Origin of the sequence: Neobacillus rhizosphaerae (assembly GCF_937468385.1) — a bacterium.
GTDB classification, from domain to species: Bacteria; Bacillota; Bacilli; order Bacillales; family Cytobacillaceae; genus Neobacillus; species Neobacillus rhizosphaerae.
The window spans coordinates 359,541-385,320 of record NZ_CALBWS010000001.1 but is presented as its reverse complement, the minus strand read 5'-3'; the positions used below and the strand labels follow the sequence as shown (position 1 = coordinate 385,320).

The 25,780-nt window shown below is 38.3% G+C and carries 23 protein-coding genes; all 23 read left to right on the top strand.

From position 1 onward, the window contains the following. The first annotated feature begins 150 nt into the window (after nucleotides 1–150). Nucleotides 151–1,053 carry a dipicolinic acid synthetase subunit A gene (dpaA, locus tag M5A78_RS01850; RefSeq protein WP_248733745.1) on the top strand — a complete coding sequence of 301 codons (903 nt, stop codon included), beginning with the start codon at nucleotides 151–153 and terminating at the stop codon, nucleotides 1,051–1,053. After that, entirely contained in the window at nucleotides 1,050–1,649 is a 600-nt protein-coding gene (dpaB, locus tag M5A78_RS01845) for a dipicolinate synthase subunit B (RefSeq protein WP_248733566.1), read from the top strand. Before dpaA ends, dpaB begins: the two co-directional genes overlap by 4 nt. A 158-nt stretch (nucleotides 1,650–1,807) precedes the next feature. Further along, entirely contained in the window at nucleotides 1,808–2,854 is a 1,047-nt protein-coding gene (asd, locus tag M5A78_RS01840) for an aspartate-semialdehyde dehydrogenase (protein ID WP_248733744.1), read from the top strand. A gap of 115 nt (nucleotides 2,855–2,969) precedes the next feature. Continuing rightward, nucleotides 2,970–4,214, top strand: coding sequence for an aspartate kinase (gene dapG / locus M5A78_RS01835; protein WP_248733565.1), 1,245 nt, complete (start codon nucleotides 2,970–2,972; stop codon nucleotides 4,212–4,214). 92 nt (nucleotides 4,215–4,306) lie between these two features. Beyond that, a complete protein-coding gene (gene dapA / locus M5A78_RS01830) occupies nucleotides 4,307–5,182 on the top strand; it encodes a 4-hydroxy-tetrahydrodipicolinate synthase (RefSeq protein ID WP_248733564.1) in 876 nt (291 codons plus the stop codon). Nucleotides 5,183–5,343: 161 nt separating this feature from the next. Then, nucleotides 5,344–7,011: a ribonuclease J gene (locus M5A78_RS01825; protein WP_319942250.1), complete on the top strand. Its 1,668-nt coding sequence runs from the start codon at nucleotides 5,344–5,346 to the stop codon at nucleotides 7,009–7,011. Between the two features lie 115 nt (nucleotides 7,012–7,126). Then, entirely contained in the window at nucleotides 7,127–7,882 is a 756-nt protein-coding gene (locus M5A78_RS01820) for a ClpP family protease (protein WP_248733563.1), read from the top strand. Continuing rightward, nucleotides 7,879–8,115 (top strand): YlzJ-like family protein, encoded by a 237-nt coding sequence (locus M5A78_RS01815; RefSeq protein ID WP_248733562.1) that lies wholly within the window; start codon nucleotides 7,879–7,881, stop codon nucleotides 8,113–8,115. Before M5A78_RS01820 ends, M5A78_RS01815 begins: the two co-directional genes overlap by 4 nt. Before the next feature lie 144 nt (nucleotides 8,116–8,259). Then, the gene (locus M5A78_RS01810) at nucleotides 8,260–10,605 is read left to right on the top strand and encodes a DNA translocase FtsK (protein ID WP_248733561.1); all 2,346 of its coding nucleotides are present in this window, start codon (nucleotides 8,260–8,262) and stop codon (nucleotides 10,603–10,605) included. Nucleotides 10,606–10,934: 329 nt separating this feature from the next. Then, the gene (locus tag M5A78_RS01805; RefSeq protein WP_248733560.1) at nucleotides 10,935–11,660 is read left to right on the top strand and encodes a GntR family transcriptional regulator; all 726 of its coding nucleotides are present in this window, start codon (nucleotides 10,935–10,937) and stop codon (nucleotides 11,658–11,660) included. A gap of 87 nt (nucleotides 11,661–11,747) precedes the next feature. Next, nucleotides 11,748–12,833 carry a BMP family lipoprotein gene (locus tag M5A78_RS01800; protein WP_248733559.1) on the top strand — a complete coding sequence of 362 codons (1,086 nt, stop codon included), beginning with the start codon at nucleotides 11,748–11,750 and terminating at the stop codon, nucleotides 12,831–12,833. 212 nt (nucleotides 12,834–13,045) lie between these two features. Next, nucleotides 13,046–14,581 carry an ABC transporter ATP-binding protein gene (locus M5A78_RS01795; RefSeq protein ID WP_248733558.1) on the top strand — a complete coding sequence of 512 codons (1,536 nt, stop codon included), beginning with the start codon at nucleotides 13,046–13,048 and terminating at the stop codon, nucleotides 14,579–14,581. Continuing rightward, a complete protein-coding gene (locus M5A78_RS01790; RefSeq protein ID WP_248733557.1) occupies nucleotides 14,574–15,620 on the top strand; it encodes an ABC transporter permease in 1,047 nt (348 codons plus the stop codon). The genes M5A78_RS01795 and M5A78_RS01790 overlap by 8 nt, the downstream gene beginning before the upstream one ends. Beyond that, entirely contained in the window at nucleotides 15,621–16,580 is a 960-nt protein-coding gene (locus tag M5A78_RS01785) for an ABC transporter permease (protein ID WP_248733556.1), read from the top strand. A gap of 181 nt (nucleotides 16,581–16,761) precedes the next feature. After that, a complete protein-coding gene (yfmF, locus tag M5A78_RS01780; RefSeq protein ID WP_248733555.1) occupies nucleotides 16,762–18,042 on the top strand; it encodes an EF-P 5-aminopentanol modification-associated protein YfmF in 1,281 nt (426 codons plus the stop codon). Next, on the top strand, nucleotides 18,042–19,331 hold the full coding sequence (gene yfmH / locus M5A78_RS01775) for an EF-P 5-aminopentanol modification-associated protein YfmH (RefSeq protein WP_248733554.1): 1,290 nt from the start codon (nucleotides 18,042–18,044) through the stop codon (nucleotides 19,329–19,331). Before yfmF ends, yfmH begins: the two co-directional genes overlap by 1 nt. Nucleotides 19,332–19,519: 188 nt before the next feature. Beyond that, nucleotides 19,520–20,242, top strand: a complete 723-nt coding sequence (gene ymfI, locus M5A78_RS01770; RefSeq protein WP_248733553.1) for an elongation factor P 5-aminopentanone reductase — start codon at nucleotides 19,520–19,522, stop codon at nucleotides 20,240–20,242. A 78-nt stretch (nucleotides 20,243–20,320) separates the two neighbouring features. Next, nucleotides 20,321–20,566, top strand: coding sequence for a DUF3243 domain-containing protein (locus tag M5A78_RS01765; RefSeq protein ID WP_248733552.1), 246 nt, complete (start codon nucleotides 20,321–20,323; stop codon nucleotides 20,564–20,566). A gap of 194 nt (nucleotides 20,567–20,760) precedes the next feature. Next, the gene (locus M5A78_RS01760) at nucleotides 20,761–21,549 is read left to right on the top strand and encodes a DUF3388 domain-containing protein (RefSeq protein ID WP_248733551.1); all 789 of its coding nucleotides are present in this window, start codon (nucleotides 20,761–20,763) and stop codon (nucleotides 21,547–21,549) included. Between the two features lie 21 nt (nucleotides 21,550–21,570). Next, nucleotides 21,571–22,485 carry a helix-turn-helix domain-containing protein gene (locus M5A78_RS01755; RefSeq protein ID WP_248733550.1) on the top strand — a complete coding sequence of 305 codons (915 nt, stop codon included), beginning with the start codon at nucleotides 21,571–21,573 and terminating at the stop codon, nucleotides 22,483–22,485. A 51-nt stretch (nucleotides 22,486–22,536) separates the two neighbouring features. Further along, nucleotides 22,537–23,121 carry a CDP-diacylglycerol--glycerol-3-phosphate 3-phosphatidyltransferase gene (gene pgsA / locus M5A78_RS01750; RefSeq protein WP_248733549.1) on the top strand — a complete coding sequence of 195 codons (585 nt, stop codon included), beginning with the start codon at nucleotides 22,537–22,539 and terminating at the stop codon, nucleotides 23,119–23,121. Between the two features lie 24 nt (nucleotides 23,122–23,145). Beyond that, nucleotides 23,146–24,399: a competence/damage-inducible protein A gene (locus M5A78_RS01745; RefSeq protein ID WP_248733548.1), complete on the top strand. Its 1,254-nt coding sequence runs from the start codon at nucleotides 23,146–23,148 to the stop codon at nucleotides 24,397–24,399. A gap of 267 nt (nucleotides 24,400–24,666) precedes the next feature. Then, the gene (gene recA, locus M5A78_RS01740) at nucleotides 24,667–25,707 is read left to right on the top strand and encodes a recombinase RecA (protein WP_248733547.1); all 1,041 of its coding nucleotides are present in this window, start codon (nucleotides 24,667–24,669) and stop codon (nucleotides 25,705–25,707) included. Nucleotides 25,708–25,780 lie beyond the last annotated feature (73 nt).

Here is a 25,780-nt window from a genome sequence, read left to right as displayed (position 1 = left end):
AGCTCAAGCAAAATAAATTTTGCTTGGGCTTTTTCGTTTTACTATAGGTGGAAAACTCACCGAATGAAGCTTTCTTTCATAAGATGGTGGAGTGATAACAAGAAAAGGAATTCCCAGTTGGATTTTTTAAAAAAGAAGGTGAATGTTTTCATGCTGACAGGGATGCAAATTGCCGTGATTGGCGGGGATGCCAGACAGCTGGAAATCATCCGCAAGTTAACCGAGTTAGATGCGAGATTATCGCTAATTGGTTTCGAACAGCTTGACCATGCCTTCACTGGTGCAGTCAAGGAAAAGTTGGATGAAGTTAATTTTTCAAATATGGATGCCCTTATTCTACCTGTTCCAGGTACAGACCTAGAAGGCCAGGTGGAAACAATCTTTTCGAATGAGAAGGTTATTTTAACAGGAGCAATGCTGGATAAAACACTTGAAAATTGTACGATTTATTCTGGGATTAGTAATTCCTATTTAAATGGAATTACAAAACAGAGCAAACGAACTCTTGTCCAGTTATTTGAACGGGATGATGTTGCCATCTATAATTCCATCCCAACTGTAGAAGGAACAATTATGATGGCCATACAGCATACTGATTTCACGATTCACGGCTCAAATATTACAGTTTTGGGCTTAGGAAGAGTAGGGATGAGTGTAGCAAGAACTTTTGCAGCACTAGGAGCAAAGGTAAAGGTTGGAGCCAGAAAAAGTGAACATTTAGCAAGAATTACCGAAATGGGCTTAACGCCATTCCATCTAAATAATTTAGTGAATGAAGTGAAGGATACAGATATTCTTATTAACACGGCACCACATTTAATTGTTACGGCCATGGTTATTTCTAAATTACCCTCACATTCGCTCATTATTGATCTTGCCTCAAAACCAGGTGGAACTGATTTTAGATATGCTGAAAAAAGAGGAATAAAAGCATTACTTGCTCCAGGGCTTCCAGGGATTGTTGCACCCAAAACAGCTGGTCAAATTCTGGCCAATGTTCTCGCCCAACTGCTTCAGGACGATTTAAGAAGGCGAAAGGGGAAGGTAAAATGAGTTTAAGGGGTAAAAGGATTGGCTTTGGCCTAACCGGTTCTCATTGTACGTATGATGCTGTATTTCCAGAAATAGAAAAACTAGTTCTCGCCGGTGCAGAGGTAATGCCAGTTGTAAGTTTTACAGTAAAAAATACAGAAACCCGTTTTGGAAAAGGGGAAGACTGGATTGAGCGAATTGAAGATTTAACAGGACACAAGGTTATTGATTCAATTGTCAAAGCAGAGCCCTTAGGACCAAAAATCCCACTAGATTGTATGGTTATTGCGCCATTAACCGGAGTATCAATGAGTAAATTTGCTAATGCCATGAATGACAGTCCGGTTTTAATGGCTGCAAAAGCAACTCTTAGAAATTTAAGGCCAGTCGTACTAGGTATTTCAACCAATGATGCACTTGGCTTAAATGGCGTAAATTTAATGAGATTAATGGCAACAAAAAATATATATTTTATTCCTTATGGCCAGGATGATCCTGTGAAAAAGCCTAATTCGATGGTTGCAAGAATGACGTTACTTTCTGAAACAGTTGAAGCAGCAATGGAAGGAATACAAATTCAGCCCGTACTTGTTGAAAGATATAATGACATAGACTAATTCTCCCCTTCTTTCTTTAAAAAAGGTTATTTCTTAATAGGAATATGTTAAAATAGATTAACTATTCATCAGTCGGGAGGTTTCTCCCGCTGATGATATTTTTCAAACTTGAAATGACCAAAAAATATACAGTTGAAAGATTGAAGGGAGAACAGGTAATGAGAAGCGACAATGGATTTCATGTTGCTGTTGTTGGGGCAACAGGAGCAGTAGGACAACAAATGATTCAAACACTAATCAAAGAGAATTTTCCAATTGGAGAACTTACCCTCCTATCCTCAGCCCGGTCTGCAGGGAAAAAAGTGAATGTAAATGGTCAGGAATATATAATTCAGGAAGCAAAGCCTGAGAGCTTTGAAGGAGTCGAAATTGCCTTATTCAGTGCTGGCGGCAGTGTTTCTAAGGAACTTGCCCCTGAAGCAGTAAAACGTGGTGCCATCGTCGTGGACAACACTAGCGCATTTAGAATGGATACGGATAAACCATTGGTTGTTCCTGAAGTGAATGAAGCGGACTTGCATCACCATAATGGCATTATTGCTAATCCAAACTGCTCAACGATTCAAATGGTAGTAGCCTTAGAGCCAATTCGTCAGAAATATGGTTTAAAAAAGGTTATCGTATCAACCTATCAAGCGGTTTCCGGTGCAGGTGCTGCTGCAGTCGAAGAATTAATGGAACAAACAAAGTCAATTTTAAATGATGAACCATTTGAACCTGGTATTTTACCAGTAAAATCAGACAAAAGTCATTATCAAATTGCCTTTAACGCCATTCCGCAAATTGATAAATTTCAAGAAAACGGCTATACGTTTGAAGAAATGAAAATGATTAATGAGACAAAGAAAATCATGCATTTGCCAGAATTACAGGTTTCAGCAACCTGTGTCCGACTCCCAATTGCAGTCGGTCATTCGGAATCAGTTTATTTTGAAATTGAATCAGATGACGTAAGTGCAAACGACATTAAAGCATTATTAAAAGATGCACCGGGAGTTATCTTACAGGATGATCTTGAAAATCAAATATATCCAATGCCGGCAAATTGTGTTGGAAAAAATGATGTCTTTGTAGGACGTATTAGAAAAGACATCGATGAAGGCCGCGGGTTCCATATGTGGGTAGTTTCAGACAACCTGCTTAAAGGCGCTGCATGGAATTCCGTCCAAATCGCAGAAAGTTTAGTTAAATTGGGGTTAGTATAAGAAGAGCGAAGTCCACTAGCCGTTGGGCGCTGGAGCTAGACAATTCTCAAAGTCCAATGATAGAAATCTGATTTTATTATAAAGTTACATCCAAAAGGCAGGTTTTGGTGTTATTATGAAAATTATTGTTCAAAAATTTGGCGGGACATCTGTCAAAGATGAGAAGAGCAGGAAATTTGCTCAAGGCCATATTGAAAAAGCATTAGCTGACGGTTACAAAGTAGTAGTTGTTGTTTCGGCAATGGGGAGAAAGGGAGACCCCTATGCAACTGATACACTATTATCTTTAATCGGGGGCAACTTAAGTAAAATCTCGAAACGGGAACATGATTTATTATTATCATGCGGTGAGGTTATTTCTAGCATCGTATTTACACACATGTTGCTGGAGAACGGAGTCAATGCGGTAGCATTAACAGGAGCTCAAGCTGGATTTAGGACGAACAATGACCATACAAATGCAAAAATCAACGAAATGAAATGTGACAGGCTCCTAAGAGAACTTGAAAAATCTGATGTTGTCGTAGTTGCCGGATTTCAAGGGGCTGCGAAAAATGGAGATGTTACCACTATTGGACGCGGCGGAAGTGATACATCAGCAGCAGCACTTGGTGCTGCCCTTAATGCTGAATGGATTGATATATTCACGGATGTGGAGGGAATTATGACTGCAGACCCACGGATTGCAGAAAATGCCCGGCCGCTTTCTGTAGTTACCTATACAGAAGTTTGTAATATGGCCTATCAAGGTGCAAAGGTGATTCATCCAAGAGCAGTAGAAATTGCCATGCAGGCAAAGGTGCCCATTCGAATCCGCTCCACCTATTCCGACACCCTTGGAACATTGGTTACTACATTAAATAAAAATAATCGTGGAAGTGACATAAAGGAACGAGTCGTAACAGGGATTGCACATGTTTCAAATGTCACTCAAATAAAAGTGTTTGCGAAAAAAGATCAGTACTACTTGCAATCAGAAGTTTTTAAGGCAATGGCCAATGAAAAAATCAGTGTTGATTTTATCAATATTTCGCCAAACGGTGTTGTTTATACGGTTAATGAAGAGATGACGGATAGGGCTATTCAAGTCTTAAACGCATTAGATCATGAGCCTATTATTGAACGACATTGTGCAAAGGTTTCTGTAGTAGGTGCAGGTATTGCTGGCGTCCCAGGGGTAACCTCGAAAATCGTTACTGCCTTATCAGACAAGGGAATTCGTATTTTACAATCGGCAGACAGCCATACCACCATTTGGGTACTAGTTAAGCAGGATGATTTGGTTAAATCCGTCAATGCCCTGCATGATGCTTTTCAATTAGAAGAAGAATTAATGGAATTTAATTATACAGATTTATAAATATTATCAACAGGATATAATGTGTCATTTGAAGAAATTCAAGGATACATTTGCACATACGGCACCCCGTATGGATGGGAAGGAGTAGGAAAATGGTTCATTTCGGGCGAGTTTCTACTGCAATGGTAACCCCTTTTGATAAAAAAGGGCATATTGACTTTGCTAAGACCACTCAATTAGTAAATTATTTAATTGAAAATGGAACAGATTCCCTTGTAATTGCAGGTACCACAGGTGAATCACCTACATTATCCAAGGAAGAAAAGCTGGCATTATTCAATCATGTTGTAAAAGTTGTAAACAAAAGAATTCCAGTGATTGCTGGAACAGGAAGCAATAACACATATGCCTCAATTGAATTGACAAAAAAAGCAGAGCAGCTTGGCGTAGATGCTATTTTAGTGGTTGCACCGTATTATAACAAGCCAAATCAAGAAGGCTTATACCAGCATTTTAAGGCAGTAGCCGAAGCTACTACACTACCAGTAATGCTTTATAATATTCCTGGAAGGTCAGTAGTAAACATCCTTCCAGAAACTGTGATTCGTCTTTCCAAGATACCAAATATAGTGGCAATAAAGGAAGCTAGTGGGGACTTAAATGCCATGACCCAAATTATAGCCAATACGGATGATGATTTTGTTTTGTACAGCGGAGATGACAGTTTAACAATACCTATTCTTTCCGTTGGCGGGGTAGGTGTAGTCTCAGTTGCATCTCATGTGATTGGAAATGAAATGCAAGAAATGATTAATGTGTTTATTGATGGAGAGAATGGAAAGGCTGCGAAATTACATCAGCAGTTACTGCCAATTATGCAGGGGTTATTTGCTGCTCCAAGTCCTGCTCCAGTTAAAACGGCATTGCAGGTTTATGGATTGGATGTAGGCTCAGTAAGGCTGCCTCTTGTAGGATTAACTGAACAAGAACGGACCAAGTTAATTTCACTCTTAAATAAAAAAAAATAACTAAGAGCCAACCGAAACAATATCGGTTGGCTTATTTCTTTATCTCGGCTATTTTGTGTGTGCATAGAAATCTCATTTAAGTTGTAAAGGTTTTCTTATTTCAAGTATAATAATTGTAACTGATTTCGATCGGCCTAAACATATGTAGGAGGAAACGGAAATTGATAAAGGAAAAAAATAATTCCATTAAGGTTATTGCACTTGGTGGTAATGGAGAAAACGGTAAGAATATGTATCTTGTAGAAGTGGACAAGGACATCTTCATTATTGATGCCGGCTTAATGTTCCCCGAGGAAGAAATGCTGGGCATCGATACGGTTATTCCTGATATTACCTATTTAAAAGACAACAAGGAACGGGTTAAAGCCATTTTTCTAACACATGGTCATGAAGATCATATTGGCGCACTATCCTATGTGCTCAAGGAAGTAGATGTCCCCGTTTATGGAACGAAACTGACCCTTGCCCTTGCAAGTGCAAAGTTTAAAGAGCAGGACTTCAATGGGAAAGCTCGATTTATTGAAGTGAATTCGGATACGATAGTAGACTTAGATTCCGTAAATGTCAGCTTTTTTAAAACCAATCATAGCATCCCTGATTCTGTTGGAGTTTGCATTCATACATCTGAAGGTAGTATTGTTTATACTGGTGACTTTAAATTTGATCAAGCCGCAACTAAACTATACAAACCTGAAATAGGAAAAATGGCAGCCATTGGTGACAATGGAGTCTTATGTTTATTGTCTGATAGTACCGATGCTGAAAAACCAGGCTATACAACATCTGAAGCCATCGTTGAACGTGAAATGTCCAACGCTTTTTATAATGCACCTGGCAGAATCATTGCAGCTTGTTTTGCATCAGACATAAACCGAATCCAGCATATTTTTAACGCTGCAAGGGAGAATGGCCGTAAAGTCGCAGTAGTTGGGAAGAGCCTGGAACGAATATATCATATAGCGCTCGATTTAGGTTACCTGGAAGTGGATGAAGATTTAATTATCCCGATTAGCGAGATTAAGGATTATCAAGACAGGGAAATTGCTGTATTAATGACTGGTAGTCAAGGGGAACCTATTGAGGCCCTGCAAAAAATGGCAAAACAAACACATAAACTATTAAATATCCAACCAGGGGATACTGTTTTGATCGCTGCCTCACCGCTTAAGGGGAGTGAAGTATTTTTATTCAAGACAATCGATATGCTATTCAGGGCAGGAGCTAATGTCATTTCTGGTAAACGGACGATCCATGTTTCAAGCCATGGAAGTCAAGAAGAATTAAAATTTATGATAAATTTAATGAATCCTAAGTTTTTAATACCTGTTCATGGCGAATATCGGATGCTAAAAGCACATCGAAAATTAGGGCTGGAATGTGGTCTTACCGATGGACAAATATTCATTCTAGATCGTGGTGATGTGGTGGAATGGAAGGAAGGATCATTATCCATTACTGGAAAAGTTCCCTCTGGTAATGTTCTCGTCGATGGTATTGGTGTAGGTGATGTTGGTAACATCGTATTAAGGGATCGAAAGCTTTTATCTCAAGATGGCATTCTAATCGTGGTTGTCACGTTAACGAAACAAGAAAAGAAAATTGCTGCAGGTCCTGAAATTATCTCAAGAGGATTTGTCTATGTTCGTGAATCAGAAAAACTAATGGATGATTCTACAAAATTAGTACGGGATATTGTAGAAAGAAATACGGCAAAAGGTTCTTTTGAATGGGCAAGCCTCAAGCAGGAAATAAGAGATGAATTAAATCGATACTTATTTGAAAAAACAAAAAGAAGACCAATGATTCTTCCGATTATTATGGAAGTCTAATTTGAATTTCAACAGGCACTGATGCTATCAGTGCCTGTTTGTATGGTCAATATTCATGGATGAAATTGTATGAAAGGATAATACTAACTTTATCATGTATGAAGGGAGTATTAGAATGAATACCAACTTTCCAAAAAATGACACTGATAACCAGGAAGAAGGAGAGCCTCAAAAAGAGGAAAAGTCTCCTTCTACATTAATAGAAAAAATTCAGCAGCTAGGACAAACCAATGTGCCACAGTTTTCTCAGGATTCTAAAATTCATTGTTTGACCATAATCGGTCAAATTGAGGGCCATTTAGCCCTGCCGCCGCAAAACAAAACAACAAAATACGAACATATAATTCCGCAGCTCGTTGCTATTGAACAAAATCCCAAAATAGAGGGAGTTCTGATTATTTTAAATACCGTTGGCGGCGATGTAGAGGCGGGCTTGGCCATTTCAGAAATGCTAGCAACCCTATCAAAACCTACTGTCTCGATAGTGCTCGGTGGAGGACACTCAATTGGCGTGCCAATCGCTGTATCTTGCGACTATTCTTTTATTGCTGAAACCGCTACGATGACCATTCATCCAATCCGTTTAACAGGTCTTGTTATTGGAGTTCCAGCAACCTTTGAATATTTGGATAAAATGCAGGAGCGGGTAGTCAACTTTGTTACGAAGCATTCGAAAATTACAGAAGAGACTTTTAAAGACTTAATGTTTGCAAAGGGGAATTTAACAAGAGATATTGGGACAAATGTAATTGGTGTGGATGCGGTAAAATGTGGATTAATAGACGAAGTGGGCGGACTAGGGCAGGCAATGAAAAAGTTAAATCAGATGATTGATCTTCAAAAAGAAAAGAATGAGGGACTGATTCAATGATTCTTTATACGATGATGCCAAATGAACTTGTGTTTCCTTATGATGGTGAATCGGTCAGTAAACAACAAATGGTCAACTTTCAAGGAATACCATTATTGGTAGAGGCTACTGATCAACAGAATTTTCAAGTTATCCGCATACTTAGCAGTGATCCCCAGCATTTTATGGATGAGAAAATATGCCCAGGTGCAAAAATATCTTTTACTAATCTCGAAGGATTGACGGTATTGTAGTAGTAGATTATGGTATAATTAGGCTATGAAGACAAGAGCAGCCAATCGGCTGCTTTCCTTTTTACCTTATTTTTATCAGCTATTAATAATAGTAAGTAGCAATACTTGAAATAATATACCACAATAAAACTACAAGGTGATTAGATGGCCAAAAAAAAGAGAAGACAACCTAAAAAGCGAGATAACCATTTAAAACGAACCATTCAATATGAATTATCGGCACTCGTACTATTAGCATTGGCGATAATTTCGATTGCTAAGCTTGGGGCTGTCGGTAAGGCGACTGTCCTCTTCTTCCGGTTTTGGATGGGTGAATGGTACATGTTATGTTTACTTGGATTGGTAATATTAAGTGTTTATTTGATGTGGAAAAGAGAAATGCCCTTTTTCTTCCATATAAAATTAGTTGGCAGCTATTTTATTGTTTCTGCTATCCTATTGTTAAGTCATGTAACTTTATTTAATTTGCTTACGAATGACGGGAGATTTAAAGACCCTAGTGTGATCGGAAACACTTGGGAGTTATTTATGATGGAACTTAAAGGAGATACCAGCACCACCGACCTTGGGGGCGGAATAATTGGAGCAATCTTGTTTGCATTATTTCATTACTTATTCGCTGAAACTGGTACGAAAATTATCGCTTTTATTTTCATTATTATTGGAATTATACTTATTACCGGAAAATCGTTTGGAGATATCATTGGTAAAATTCTCATTACCGGTATTGATTTTTTAAAAAATCAATGGGAAGCCTTTAAAATGGATATGTCTGAATGGAAACATAAAAAACAAGAACGCAGTAATGAAAGAAAATCACAAAAGAAGCCAGAAAAACAAAATCCTTCAAATGAAAACAGACCGATTATAAATAGTCAGAAGCTACCGGAACAAGATGAGACCAGAATACCTGAACCGATAATATCTAGTTTTTCAGACCGAGCATATGTTGAAGAGGGCCTAAAAGAAAATCAAAAAGTACAATCAAAAAGTACAAAGAGTAACCATGATGAAGATGTGGAAGATCAAACCCCTCCAATTACATTTACAGAAGTGGAAAACGTGGCTTACGAATTACCGCCACTAAAACTCCTAAAGCTTCCAAAAAAAACCGACCAAAGTGGAGAATATGAATTAATTCATGCAAATGCGGCCAAGCTTGAAAGGACCTTCCAAAGCTTTGGCGTAAAAGCGCGTGTCACACAAGTACATTTAGGACCAGCTGTAACAAAATATGAGGTGCATCCTGATGTTGGAGTGAAAGTTAGTAAAATTGTCAGCTTAAGTGATGATTTAGCCTTAGCACTTGCTGCTAAAGATATTCGGATAGAAGCTCCTATCCCTGGAAAATCTGCGATTGGTATTGAGGTTCCAAATTCTGAGGTAGCGATGGTTTCCCTTCGTGAAGTACTAGACGCTACCCAAAATGATAAGCCGGATGCCAAACTTCTCATTGGACTTGGCAGGGATATTACTGGTGAAGCCGTTCTAGCAGAATTAAATAAAATGCCTCATCTGCTAGTAGCCGGAGCAACAGGAAGTGGGAAAAGTGTCTGTATAAATGGGATTATCACGAGTATTTTAATGCGGGCAAAGCCACATGAAGTAAAGTTAATGATGATTGACCCGAAAATGGTCGAGTTAAATGTTTATAACGGAATCCCCCATTTGCTGGCACCTGTTGTAACAGATGCAAAAAAAGCGTCACAGGCCTTGAAAAAGGTAGTTAATGAAATGGAAAGGCGTTATGAACTGTTTTCTTATACCGGGACACGAAATATTGAAGGCTATAATGATCATATCAGAAGGCATAATTTAGAGGAAAATGATAAGCAACCGTTATTACCATATATTGTCGTCATTGTTGATGAGCTAGCCGACTTAATGATGGTAGCCTCTTCGGATGTAGAGGATTCGATTACTAGACTTGCGCAAATGGCCCGCGCTGCAGGCATTCATTTAATTATCGCCACACAAAGGCCATCCGTTGATGTCATTACGGGAGTAATTAAAGCAAATATTCCATCCCGTATTGCCTTTGCGGTATCAAGTGCAACCGATTCAAGAACCATCCTGGATATGGGGGGAGCAGAGAAGCTACTTGGTCGCGGTGACATGTTATTCTTACCAGTGGGGGCATCAAAACCAGTCAGGGTTCAAGGTGCATTCCTTTCAGATCAAGAGGTTGAGGAAACCGTAGAATTTGTAATTTCTCAGCAAAAGGCACAATATCAAGAAGAAATGATTCCTGATGATATTCCTGAAGTAACAGGTGCGGTCGAAGATGACCTATATGACGAAGCGGTTGAGCTTATCATTGATATGCAAACAGCATCCGTTTCCATGCTACAGCGCCGCTTCCGGATAGGCTATACAAGAGCCGCTCGTTTAATAGACGAAATGGAGGTTCGTGGAGTAGTAGGCCCATATGAAGGAAGTAAACCTCGTGCTGTTTTACAATCTAAGCCTAAGGAAGAACAAAGTTCATAATTAGTATAAAAAAAAGAGCTTTTGGCTCTTTTTTTTATACTAATTTTCTGAAAATTTGATACTATAGTAATAGGAGGTGAATGCCTTATCAAAGGAAAAATACCTATCTTTTACTACAAAGTCTCTCGGTTTATATTTTAATATTTAATTATAGCAGATTTTCTTCTGAATAATTCGGTAACTTTATGACAATTATTATCTTCTGACCTTTTTTCGACAAAATTTTGAATTCCTATTTATTTATCACAAAAAAAATGTTAATATAAATCCGATTAGTAGGAATGATATCAGATGTCTGATGTCTTAGGAAAAAGGCTGGAGGAAACAGCATGTCAATAAAGTCAGATAACCGACATTTATACTTACAAGTAATCGATCGGTTAAAGCAGGATATGGAAGATGGAGTATACAAAGAAAAAGAAAAATTACCTTCAGAATTCGATCTTGCCAAACAGCTTGGTGTAAGCAGGGCAACCCTTAGGGAAGCTTTACGCATTCTTGAGGAGGAAAACGTTATCGTAAGGCGCCATGGAGTTGGTACCTTTGTTAATGCAAAGCCATTGTTTACTTCAGGGATTGAACAACTTAATAGTGTTACTGACATGATTAAACAGGCTGGAATGAAACCCGGAACCATTTTTTTAAGTTCATCAACACTAAGTCCAACCGAAGAGGATATTCGTCGTTTCTCATGTTCTACTAGTGAGGATATTGTCGTGATGGAGAGGGTCAGAACTGCAAATGGAGAGCCGGTCGTCTACTGTGTCGACAAGGTCCCTGAACGCATTTTGCCGGAAACCTTTTCTCATGGAGAAGAATCAATCTTCAGCATTTTAGATGAGGAATCAAACCGGAGAATTACATACGCGGTTGCCCAGATCGAGCCGATTGGCTATCATGAGAAAATTTCCCCAATTCTAGAATGTGACCCAGAAACAGCATTGTTGGTATTAAAACAAATGCATTTCGATGAAATGGATGAACCTGTCCTATTCTCGGTAAACTATTTTAAAGCTGATAAATTTAGTTTTCATGTATTAAGGAAAAGACCATAATTTTTATAATCCTTTTTGAAAACGCAACCAGTCATGCTTTAGAGCATTTCTACTACATCAAACATAATTCTTAGGGGGTACAATACCTTGAAAAAGCGTAAAATTGGAATGGCGCTATCACTAGTTCTTGCTGCTGGAACACTTTTAGGTGCTTGTGGAAAAAGTGATACTAACAAACCCGCAGATACATCTAAAGGTGGAGACAAAGAAAAAGCATTCTCTGTTGCAATGGTTACGGATGTCGGCGGTGTTGACGACAAATCATTTAACCAATCTGCTTGGGAAGGTCTTAAAGATTTTGGTAAAGACAACGGCTTGAAAAAAGGTAAAGGTGGATTTGATTACGCTCAATCCACATCAGATGCTGATTACTCTACAAACTTAAATACGCTTGCCCGCCAAGGTTTTGATTTAGTATACGGTATCGGCTTCTTAATGCATGCTGCTGTTGATGAAATTTCTCAACAACAAGCAAAATCAAAATTTGCAATCGTCGATGATGAAGTGAAACAGCCAAACGTTGCGAGCATTATGTTTAAAGAGCAAGAAGCAGCATTCCTTGCTGGTGTTGCAGCTGCCCTACAAACAAAAACTAATCATATCGGTTTCATTGGTGGTATGAAAATTCCTGTAATCGAACGTTTTGAATCTGGTTTCTTAGCTGGTGTTAAAGCTGCTAAGCCAGAAGCAAAAGTTGACGTTCAATATTCTGGAGCATTTGATAAAGCTGAACTTGGCGGAACAATCGCTTCTAAAATGTACTCTACAGGTGCAGATGTAATATTCCATGCTGCCGGTGCTACAGGAAATGGTTTATTCAAAGAAGCTGGTGACTTAAAGAAAAAAGATCCATCGCGTGAAATTTGGGCAATCGGTGTAGACCGTGACCAAAACGACATGGGTCCTGATGTTGTTCTAACTTCTGCTATGAAACGTGTTGACGTAGCAGTTAAAGACCTTTCCACTAAAGCAAAAGATGGCAAATTCCCTGGTGGACAAACCACTACTTATGGCTTACAAGAAGATGGTGTTGGCTTAGCACCAATTAACAGCAAAGCATCAAATAAAGATGCTATCGATAAAGCTGTTAAAGAATGGGTTGAAAAAATTAAATCAGGTGCTATTAAAGTTCCTGGTACGCTTGAAGAATTAAAGACTTTTAGTGCAAAATAATACTAATTGAGGAATAAGCGGGTTTTAGAATCTGCCTGCTTATTCCTTCTTAATTGAAAATCCTAATTGAAGCGTAGAATACTTATTCTACTTTTCACTTAAGATTTTAACTGGGGAGGAATTCCCCGTTTTTTTAAACCTAAGTAAGGTCTGACCTCTTACTACTATTGGTCATTTTTTCCTTTTACCTTTATTACAGGGAGTGAGATAAGATGGATTATGTAATTGAGATGCTCAACATTCGAAAGGAGTTTGGTGGCTTCGTTGCGAATGATAACATTACCCTACAATTAAAGAAGGGTGAAATTCATGCTTTGCTCGGTGAAAACGGTGCCGGAAAATCAACGTTAATGAACGTTCTTTTCGGATTATACCAGCCAGAACAAGGTGAAATACGTGTAAAGGGGAAACCAGTTCACATTTCTAACCCTAATATTGCTAACGAACTTGGAATTGGAATGGTTCACCAGCATTTTATGCTAGTTGACAAGTTTACCGTTACCGAGAATATCATCTTAGGTAAAGAGATTACAAGCGGAGGACAAATAAACATTAAAAAAGCAGAAAAAGAAGTTCGGGAGATTTCGGAACGTTATGGATTGGCCGTTGACCCACAAGCGAGAATTTCAGATATCACGGTTGGAATGCAGCAACGGGTAGAAATCTTAAAAACTCTATACCGTGGTGCTGAAATTTTAATTTTTGATGAACCAACAGCTGTATTAACTCCGCAAGAAATAAAAGAACTTATACAAATAATGAAAACGCTTATTAAAGAGGGTAAATCCATAATCCTTATTACCCATAAATTAAAAGAGATTATGGAAGTTGCCGATCGCTGTACCGTTATCCGTAAAGGAAAAGGAATTGGAACAGTTACTGTTAGTGAAACAAATCCGAATGAACTTGCTAGTTTAATGGTCGGTCGAGAAGTTGTTTTTAAAACAGAAAAGACTCCATCTACACCAAAACAGGATGTTTTGGAAATAAAAGACTTAGTGGTAAAAGATACACGTGGTGTTACTGTGGTAAACGGACTCGATCTACACGTACGTGCCGGTGAAATTGTCGGTATTGCAGGTATAGATGGAAATGGTCAATCCGAATTTATTGAAGCTATTACTGGTTTAAGAAAGTCGGAAAGCGGCAGCATTAAGGTTAATGGCAAGGAATTGATGGGATTTTCTTCACGGAAAATTACCGAATCAGGAGTTGGTCATATTCCGCAAGACCGACATAAACATGGATTGGTCCTGAATTATCCGATTGCTGAAAATATGGTTTTACAAACCTACTATAAGAAGCCTTTTTCCAAAAACGGTATTCTAAATTTTAAAGAGATCTACAATAAAGCAAGAACATTAATTAAAGAGTTTGATGTTCGGACACCAAGTGAATATACATTGGCACGTGCTCTTTCCGGGGGGAACCAGCAAAAAGCAATTATCGGCCGCGAAGTTGACCGTAATCCAGACTTGCTTATTGCAGCACAGCCAACTCGAGGACTTGATGTTGGGGCAATTGAGTTTATTCATAAACGTTTAATTGAACAGCGTGATCATGGAAAAGCTGTTTTACTAGTGTCATTCGAGCTTGATGAAATTATAAATGTCAGTGATCGGATCGCTGTTATTTATGAGGGGAAAATTGTTGCTGTTGTCAATCCAAAAGAAACGACTGAACAAGAACTAGGATTGCTAATGGCTGGCTCGAATAGAAAGGAAGCGGGGGAAGAAACACATGTCTAAACGCTTACGCAGTATTTTAACACCAATTATTGCTGTGCTTTTAGGAATTATTGTTGGGACCATTATCATGTTAGTAAGTGGTTACAATCCCGTTGATGCGTATACCGCATTATGGAACGGGGCATTTGGTGATGTTTATTACACAGGAGAGGTAATAAGACAGGTTACACCATATATTTTAGCTGGTCTTGCTGTTGCCTTTGCTTTTAGAGTTGGTTTGTTCAATATCGGTGTAGAAGGACAATTTATTGTTGGGTGGCTTGCAGCAGTTTGGGTAGGGGTTGCCTTTGATCTTCCTAAAGTGATTCATTTGCCTTTAGCTATTATAGCTGCAATGGTTGCCGGTGGTCTTTGGGCATTTATCCCTGGATTACTTAAAGCACGCTTTCGCGTACACGAAGTTATTGTTACCATTATGATGAACTATACAGCATTACACACTGTTAACTACATTATCCGTACTAAATTAAACCAGGGTTCTGCAAAAACTGGTATGATCCATGAATCAGCGTCACTGCGTTCTCCTTGGCTTCAGGAACTCACGACCCACTCCACCATGCACTGGGGTATTATGATCGCAATTGCTTGTTGCTTCATAATGTGGTTCCTACTTGAGAAAACAACTCGAGGCTTTGAATTACGTGCGGTTGGATTTAATCAAGATGCTGCACATTATGCAGGTATGAGTGTTAATAAGAACATCATTCTTTCAATGGTAATTTCCGGAGCCTTTGCTGGTATTGCCGGTGCTATGGAAGGGTTAGGTACATTCGGCTATATGGCAGTTCAAGGCGGGTTCACAGGTGTTGGTTTTAACGGGATTGCCGTTGCATTATTAGGAGGAAATACGGCGCTTGGAGTATTTTTCTCTGCTTTATTATTCGGTTCTTTAAAAATTGGAGCATTATCAATGCCGCTTGAGGCAGGAGTGCCAAAGGAACTTGTTGATATCATTATTGCGTTAATTGTTTTCTTTGTTGCGTCTAGTTATATTATTCGAGTAGTTCTTGATCGATTCAGTAAAAAGGGGGTGAAGTAAGTGACCTTAATGCAAATTTTAATGATTGTAATTCCATCCACATTATTATGGGCAGCGCCACTTATCTTCACTGCATTGGGCGGTGTTTTCTCCGAACGTTCCGGTGTAGTAAATATCGGATTGGAAGGACTAATGGTCATTGGCGCATTCTCTTCAATCGTGTTTAACTTAACATTTGTTGGTACATTCGGTAGTGCCACACCCTGGATTGCATTATTGGTTGCAATGCTTGCAGGTGCGATTTTCTCTATCCTTCATGCTGTCGCATCGATTACATTCCGTGCTGACCATACTGTTTCTGGGGTTGCCATCAACTTGTTAGCAACAGGACTTACATTGTTCCTTGTCAAGTTGATTTATAATAAAGGTGAAACAGATATTATTAAACACGGCTTTAGCAAGGTAGATATCCCAATTCTAAAGGATATCCCTGTAATTGGAAAAATACTTTTTCAGAACACTTATTGGACATCCTTTGTAGCGATTATTGTTGCCGTTATTGCTTGGTATGTTATTTATAAAACTCCCTTTGGATTACGTCTTCGTTCGGTGGGTGAACACCCAATGGCTGCTGACACAATGGGGATTAACGTTACCAAAATGCGATACCTAGGTGTTATTATTTCTGGAGCGCTTGGTGGAATTGGCGGCGGCGTTTATGCTCAATCTATTTCTTCAAACTTTAGTCACGCAACTATCAGCGGACAAGGTTTTATGGCGCTAGCAGCAATGATTTTCGGTAAATGGCATCCACTAGGTGCTATGGGGGCGGCATTGTTCTTTGGTTTTGCCCAAAGTATTAGTATCATTGGTTCAAGCTTACCTTATTTAAAAGAAATCCCAGATGTATATTTGTTAATTGCTCCATATGTATTGACTATTTTAGCCTTAACTGGTTTTATCGGTCGTGCAGAAGCTCCAAAAGCAGATGGGGTTCATTACATCAAAGGAAGCAGATAAGATATATTCTAGAACCCTCGGGATCGAGGGTTCTTTTTAATATAATCAAGGTGTTATTACTTGCCAGATTTAATATTGTCAAATTATAGTAAGAATAGGCATATATTACATTGGAAAAGATAAAAAGAAAATGTTTACATATTTTTAAATTAGCGCTTTAAATAACAAAGGAGGAATTTAAATGGACGCTGTCACAGAAAAAACAACAGACATGAATGGGTTCAACCTCCATGTCATTGAAACAAATAAATTCAAAACCAATACCATTGTTTGGAGAATGAAAGCTCCGTTAACAAAAGAGGATGTAACGAAAAGGGCCCTTCTTCCCTATGTTTTACAAAGCAGCTCTGCAAAATATCCACAGACAACAACACTCCGATCATACCTGGATGAACTATATGGTGCGATGCTGTTTGTTGATTTAGCTAAAAAAGGCGAATATCATATTATGAGTTTTACCATAGAAATTGCAAATGAAAAGTTTTTAAGCAATCCAAGCCCCTTATTGAAAAAAGGATTTGAATTATTGACAGAAATATTAACCAAACCTAACGTCAGGGGAAATGCCTTTGACAAAGAAACAATTGAAAATGAAAAACGAACGCTTAAATCTAGAATTCAATCCGTTTTTGATGATAAGATGCGCTACTCCAATGTCCGTCTTCTAGAAGAAATGTGTAAGGGTGAAGCATATGCTATCCAAGTGAATGGGGAAGCAGCAGATGTTGATGTAATTACACCAGAGAATTTATATGACTATTACCAAAAGGCCTTTTTAGAGGATGAAATGGATCTTTATGTGATTGGTGATGTAAAAGAGGAGGAAGTAAAAAAATTTGTATTAGAACTTCTTCCATTTGAAAATCGCTCCCCTAAGACCGTTGTAAATCAGGAAATGAGGAAAAAAGAGGAAGTTAATGAAGTGAAAGAACAGCAAGATGTGAAGCAAGGGAAATTAAACATGGGTTATCGAACAAATATTGTTTACGGTGACGAGGATTATTTTGCCCTTCAAGTTTTTAATGGGATATTTGGTGGATTTTCACACTCCAAGTTATTTATCAATGTCCGTGAAAAAGCAAGTCTTGCTTACTATGCAGCCAGCCGATTAGAAAGCCATAAAGGCTTAATGATGGTTATGTCTGGGATAGATTTGAAAAATTATAACCAGGCTGTTGGAATCATCCACGAGCAAATGGAGGCAATGAAAAATGGTGATTTCACAGACCAGGAGTTAGCACAGACAAAGGCTGTAATCCAAAATCAAATTTTGGAAACCATCGACACAGCTAGAGGTTTAACAGAAATTCTTTATCATAATGTTGTGGCACATACCGAAATCAAACTAAACACTTGGCTTACTGAAATGCAAAAAATAACGAAGGATGAAATTGTGGCTGTCGCAAAGAAGATTCATCTTGATACCATCTATTTCTTAACAGGAACGGAGGCAGCAAAGTAATGGAGAAAATTACTTTTGACCAGCTTCAGGAGGAGCTATATCACGAAAAAATGTCAAATGGACTAAATGTCTATATTTTGCCAAAGAAAGGCTTCAATAAAACGTTTGCGACCTTTACCACTAAGTATGGGTCGGTAGATAATACTTTTGTTCCGTTAGGAAAAAATGAATATGTAAAAGTACCTGATGGGATCGCCCATTTTCTAGAACACAAGTTATTTGAAAAGGAAGAAGGAGATGTTTTTCAGCAATTTAGCAGGCAGGGTGCATCTGCTAATGCATTTACCTCCTTCACCCGGACGGCCTATTTATTTTCAAGTACTTCCGATATAGAAAAAAACTTAGAAACACTGATTGATTTTGTTCAAGAACCATATTTTTCTGAAAAAACGGTGGAAAAAGAAAAAGGAATTATCGGTCAAGAAATCACGATGTATGATGATAACCCTGATTGGCGCTTATATTTTGGTTTAATCCAAAACCTATATCAAAATCATCCTGTAAAAATCGACATTGCTGGAACAATTGAGTCTATTTCGCATATTACCAAGGATTGGTTATATGAGTGTTACAATTCCTTCTATCATCCAAGCAACATGCTTTTATTTATTGTTGGTCCTGTTGACCCTGAATCCTTTATGAATCAAGTTAGGGAAAATCAAGCAAAAAAAGATTACAAGGATATGCCGGAAATCAGGCGTCAATTCAAACAAGAGCCTGCAAAAGCGGCAGAGAAAAAACAAGTGCTGCAAATGAATGTCCAAACCTCAAAATGCTTAGTTGGTATAAAAGCACTTCATGTGGATCAATCTGGAAATGAAATGTTAAAAAATGAATTAACGATGAATGTGCTTCTAGATCTATTGTTCGGGAAAAGTTCAGAAAATTATAATCAGCTCTATAATGAAGGTTTGGTTGATGAAACCTTCTCATATGACTATTCACAGGAATTTGGCTTTGGGTTTGCGATGATTGGCGGTGACACCAAAGATCCAGATCTACTTGCTGAAAGGCTAGAAAAAATGCTTATCGCTACCAAGTCAGGAAATGCCTTTACACAAGATCAATTAGAAAGGGCGAAAAAGAAGAAAATTGGCGCATTTCTGCGTTCAATTAATTCACCTGAATATATCGCCAATCAATTTACACGCTATGCATTTAATGAAATGAATTTATTTGATGTTGTGCCAACACTAGAAAATATTTCTTTACATGATGTCCAATCTTTGGCAGAGGAAGTTATATCTGAAGAACGCTTTTCTGTATGCCAGATCATACCCAAAAAGTAAAAATTGGAAAGCGAAACGATCAGCCCCGAAAAGTACAAGTGGAGCTGGCTAGAAGATTGTACTTTTCCTTCTTAACGAAGTGAATTATGTCCTAGTGGAGGAGTAGTGTAAAGCTGGGCAGACAAGGATGGAGCGTCGTTTTCAAGGCGCTTTTTTCCTTCGTTTATTTTATAGAGAGAGTGATATAAATGAAGAAATATGTACTATTAACGGGAGCTAGTGGAGGAATCGGTCAAGCAGTTGCCTGTAACCTTGCAGCAAAAGGATACCATTTATACTTACATTACAATAAAAATGAACAATCAATTAAATCTTTAATCGATAGCCTTGAGCCATTTGGCGGAGAGTATCTTCCGATTCATGCTGACTTGACCGAAACTGAGGGCTACAAATCAATATGTTCACAAATTTTTTCCTTAGATGCAATTATCCATTGTGCTGGGAACAGTAAATATGGTTTACTGATGGATTTGAACCAACAAGATGTAGAATCTTTACTGAATGTTCACGTATTAAGTCCGTTAATGTTAACAAAAGAGTTGCTACCGAAATTATTTAGTAAAGGTTCAGGTAATATCGTTGTGATTAGTTCCATTTGGGGCCAAACAGGTGCCGCCTGTGAAGTGGCTTATTCTGCAGCTAAAGGGGCTCAGATTGCGTTTGTAAAGGCACTCAGTAAAGAAGTAGCTCTTAATGGTATTCGTGTTAATGCGATTGCCCCTGGTGCTGTTGAAACAAAGATGATGGATGGTTTTACGGAGGAGGAGCTAGACCGAGTTTCTTTTGAAATTCCAATGGGCAGACTTGGACAGACTGATGAAATTGCAAGATGTGTCGCTTTCTTGCTCTCTGATGATTCTTCCTATATTACCGGGCAGGTTCTTGCCGTTAATGGTGGCTGGTACATATAAAGTTCACAAGTTTATCATGAATAGTTTACGCCTCTTGTTCGCAAAATAACCTTGTACTACTCTAAAGGAGGTAATGTGATGTCTGTTTTAGATAATTGGAAGCAGTGGCAAGAATTCCTTGGTGATCGTCTTCAACACGCAGAAAATGAAGGTATGAGTGAAGGGGCAATAAACAATCTTGCATTTCAAATTGGGGATTATTTAGCAAACCAAGTAGATCCAAAAAATGAGCAAGAGCGAATTCTTTCTGACATGTGGTCTGTTGCTGATAAGCAAGAACAACAGGCAATTGCGAATATTATGGTTAAACTTGTAAAGGAATAATGAAAAGAGAGGAGGATTCTCCTCTCTTTTTTATTTTTTCAATAACAGTTTTAATCCCTTCATGCTAATTTGCTGTTAAAAAGTGTTATTCTCTTTGTTTTTCCTTTCATCTTCATTCAAAATCATTTATTATAAGGGTTAGAAAAGGATTTGCGAAAAATTTGTCGAAACTTCTTTTTAGGAGGTTTTTATTAGTGAAAAAGGAATGGTACTTAGAATATGAGATTCAAAAAAACCGTCCCGGACTATTGGGGGACATTTCATCCTTATTAGGAATGCTAGCTATTAACATTGTAACCATCAATGGTGTGGATGAAGGCAGACGAGGTTTGCTTATTTTAGCAAAAGATGATGATCAAATTAAACGGCTTGAGTCAATTTTACATACAATGGATACAATAAAATTAATCAAACTAAGAGAACCGAAACTACGTGACAGACTTGCAGTTAGACACGGGCGATATATTCAAAGAGACGCAGATGATAAAAAAACATTTCGCTTTGTGAGGGATGAGCTTGGATTATTAGTGGATTTTATGGCAGAATTATTTAAGCAGGATGGGCATAAGCTAATTGGTATTCGCGGAATGCCAAGGGTTGGCAAAACAGAATCACTTGTTGCCGCAAGTGTTTGTGCCAATAAACGCTGGTTATTTGTCTCATCTACTCTATTAAAACAAACCATCCGTAATCAACTAATTGAAGATGAGTACAACGAAAATAATTTGTTTATTCTGGATGGAATTGTTTCGACAAGACGAGCCAACGAACGTCACTGGCAGCTCGTCCGCGAAATCATGCGATTACCATCTGTTAAGGTAGTGGAACATCCAGATATCTTCGTACAAAACTCAGAGTACACGCTTGAGGATTTTGATTATATTATTGAACTTAGGAATGACGCAGAAGAGGAGATTACATACGATATTGTCGATCAGCATAATATGTTCTCCGGATCTGAATTTGGAGATTTTGATTTTTAATTAATTGGAAGGTGTTAACAGGTGACTGAATTAGGAAATCGACTAAAAGAAGCTCGATTAGCCAAAGGATTAAGCTTGGATGATTTACAATCCATGACAAAAATTCAAAAGAGATATTTAATTGGGATTGAAGAGGGAAACTATTCGAGTATGCCCGGAAATTTTTATGTGCGTGCCTTTATTAAACAGTATGCGGAGGCATTAAGCCTTAATCCTGATGAAATTTTTGAAACTTATCAAAGTGAAATTCCAGCTTCTTACAATGAGGAATTACCGCAGCAATTATCAAGAGTGAACACTCAAAAAAACATTACTGGAGGAAATTCGAAAATCTATAATATTCTTCCCAAAATCCTCATTACTGTTTTTATCATTGGCATAGTTAGTCTTTTATATATTTTAATTACTAATTATGCAGGGAAAGGTTCGAATGAATCGATTAATAAAAAAAATGACCCGGTTAAACTTATTAAGTCTGAAAATCTAGACAAAGCAAAAGGAAATGAAAAAGAGAAGGATAAGAAAAAAAACAATGGAAAAGACAAAGAAACAACCAAGCAGGAAGAAAAAAATCCACCTATAGACGAAGCACCTAAACAAGAAATTACTGTTGTACAAAGTAGTGGAAAGAATTCTACATATGATTTAAAAAACGCTGATAAATTTGTTGTCAAATTGGTCTCAAAAGGTCAAACATGGGTTAGTATTAAAAATGGGAAAGGGAATTCCTTTTTTCAAGGAACTCTCAAATCACTTGAAAATGGTGGGCCAGAGAGCCAAACCGTAGATTTAACGGCAGAAAGCAGTGCTGTCATTAGGGTTGGAAACGCGGCGGATACTGAAATCTATGTAAATGACCAAAAGCTTGAGTATGCAGTTGCACCGACTAAAGATGTTCAGAACATTACGATTCAATATGTTCCGAAAAGCGAATAGTCATCTGTGGATGGCTATTTTTCGCTTTCAATAAACACGCGGAGGAAAATTATGAATATTCCAAACAGAATAACCGTATCAAGAATCTTATTAATTCCAATCTTCATGATCATTATGCTTGCACCTTTTGACTGGGGGAATATGTATCTTCTTGGTGCAAACATGCCAGTTACCCACTTTGTCGGAGCGTTAATTTTTATTTTAGCTGCATCAACGGATTGGATTGATGGCCATTATGCCCGTAAGTATAATCTCGTGACCAATATGGGCAAATTTCTCGATCCGCTTGCCGATAAATTGCTAGTATCAGCTGCTCTTATTGTTTTAGTGGAGCTTAATCACGTATATGCACCTTCATGGATAGTTATCGTTATCATCAGCAGGGAATTTGCAGTAACGGGTTTGCGCTTGTTGCTTGCCGGTGAAGGAGAAGTTGTAGCTGCTAATATGCTTGGGAAAATTAAAACATGGACCCAGATTATCGCGATATCTTCTATCTTGTTACATAATATTATTTTTGTCATGATTCCGTTTCGATTTGATGTAGTGTCATTGTGGGTTGCATTAATTTTTACCATCTGGTCTGGCTGGGATTATTTTGCTAAAAATAGTCATGTGCTAAAGAACTCAAAGTAATCTTTGATGGAAGGGGAGATAAATGTGAATGCTGAGATTATTGCAGTCGGCTCGGAATTGTTACTCGGTCAAATTGTTAATACGAACGCCCGATTTTTGTCTCAGCAAATAGCTGGGCTAGGAATTGATGTCTTTTTTCATACTGTCGTTGGTGATAATCCTGCAAGGTTGAAGGCCTCGATTGAACAGGCAGAAAGGCGTTCCGAAATCATCATTTTTACTGGTGGACTTGGACCCACTAAGGATGATTTGACAAAAGAAACCATTTCTCGTCACCTTGGAAAAGAACTAGTCATGGACGAATCAGCATTAGCTTCAATTGAACTTTTTTTTAAGCGGACCAACCGGATCATGACTGAAAACAATCGAAAACAAGCTCTTGTATTAGAAGGTTCTCTTGTTCTCCCTAATGATCATGGAATGGCTCCAGGGATGGTGCTAGAAAGCGGCGACCATCTTTATATGCTGCTGCCAGGACCACCAAAAGAAATGGAACCTATGTTCCTTCGTTACGGTGGTCATGCGCTTTCTTCCTTTGCCTGCTCTAATGAAAAGATTGTCTCAAGAGTGTTACGATATTTTGGAATTGGGGAAGCGGCGCTTGAAACTGAAATTATTGATTTAATTGATGCGCAAAATAATCCTACGATTGCTCCACTGGCAGGGGACGGAGAGGTTACCTTAAGACTAACTGCCAAACATGTGGATGAGATTAAGGCACAATCCATGCTTGATGAAGTAGAACATACGATTAATCAACGTGTCGGCGACTTTTTTTATGGCTATGACAACACAACTCTGTTTGCAGAACTGACGAAAAGTTTAAAAGAAAGAAATCTAACGATTACGGCAGCTGAGAGTTTAACTGGGGGGCTGTTCCAGCAGGAAATAACTTCGATTCCAGGTGCAAGCTCAGTGTTTAAAGGCGGGGTAGTCTGCTATTCAAATGATGTAAAGCAACAGGTGTTACAAGTGAAACAAGAAACGCTTGAAAAACACGGGGCTGTGAGTGAACAATGTGCTCAAGAGCTTGCTGAAAATGCAGCTAGAATTTTTGCGACTGATATTGGAATTAGTTTCACGGGTGTAGCTGGACCTGACGATCTTGAAGGTAAGCCTGTTGGTACGGTTTATATTGGCATTTCAATTAAAGGAAGACCAACGCATGTCGAAAAACTTAATCTTGGCGGAACGAGAGAAGCAAATCGGAATCGAGCGGTGAAATTTGGCTGCTATTTTATTCTTAAATATATAAAAGATTCACAGAATGCTAAGTAGCGTTCTGTTTTTTTAAATAATTTATTAATAAAAACAATTTTCTGATAAATATCGATAATCGCGATATCTGACTACAAAATTTACGAAAAAATACAAAAAGTAGCGAGAAATCTCGTTTTTGCATCAAGAATGGTCTTGAAAAAAATCGAATGAATGTTCGATTTTTTGCTCGACAAATTACCGAAAAAAAGTTATATTATTTATAGGTAATAATTTGATAGACTGTAGCAAGAAGCTAGTGTTTATATATAAGGGAGGAAATGATTCGTGAGCGATCGTAAAGCGGCATTAGAAATGGCGTTAAAACAAATTGAAAAACAATTCGGTAAAGGTTCCGTCATGAAGATGGGAGAGAAAACGGATACGAAGATTTTAACGAGTCCGAGTGGCTCTTTAGCACTTGATGCAGCACTTGGAGTGGGTGGATATCCTAGAGGCCGTATTATCGAAGTTTATGGTCCTGAGAGCTCTGGTAAAACAACGGTTGCCTTGCATGCGATTGCTGAAGTCCAAGCAAATGGTGGACAAGCAGCATTTATTGATGCTGAACATGCCCTTGACCCAGCGTATGCCCAAAAATTGGGTGTTAACATTGATGAGTTATTGCTATCACAGCCTGATACGGGTGAACAAGCGCTTGAAATCGCAGAAGCATTAGTACGAAGTGGTGCAATTGATATTATTGTAGTCGATTCAGTAGCAGCATTAGTTCCAAAAGCAGAAATTGAAGGCGAAATGGGAGATTCTCATGTTGGTTTACAAGCGCGCTTGATGTCGCAAGCACTTCGTAAACTTTCTGGTGCTATCAACAAGTCTAAGACAATCGCTATCTTTATTAACCAAATCCGTGAAAAAATTGGCGTTATGTTTGGGAACCCCGAAACCACACCTGGTGGTCGTGCACTAAAGTTTTATTCAACAGTCCGTCTTGAAGTGCGCCGTGCTGAAGCGTTGAAGCAAGGAACTGACATGGTAGGGAACAAAACCAAAATTAAAGTAGTGAAGAACAAGGTTGCTCCACCATTCCGTACAGCTGAAGTAGATATTATGTATGGTGAGGGTATTTCTAAGGAAGGCGAGATCATCGATCTAGGCTCAGAATTAGATATCGTTCAAAAGAGTGGATCATGGTATTCCTATAATGATGAAAGACTTGGCCAGGGACGTGAAAACGCGAAGTTATTCTTGAAAGAAAACCCTGAGGTTCGCCTTGAAATTCAACAAAAAATTCGTGAGCACTATGGTTTAGATGGTGAAAAGACGGTCACAGAAACTGATGACGATGAACAATTTGAATTAATAGATTAATGTTGATGAGCAAAGCCAAATTTTGGTTTTGCTCCTTTTTAATAATGTATATTAATTTAATTGAAGTTATAAA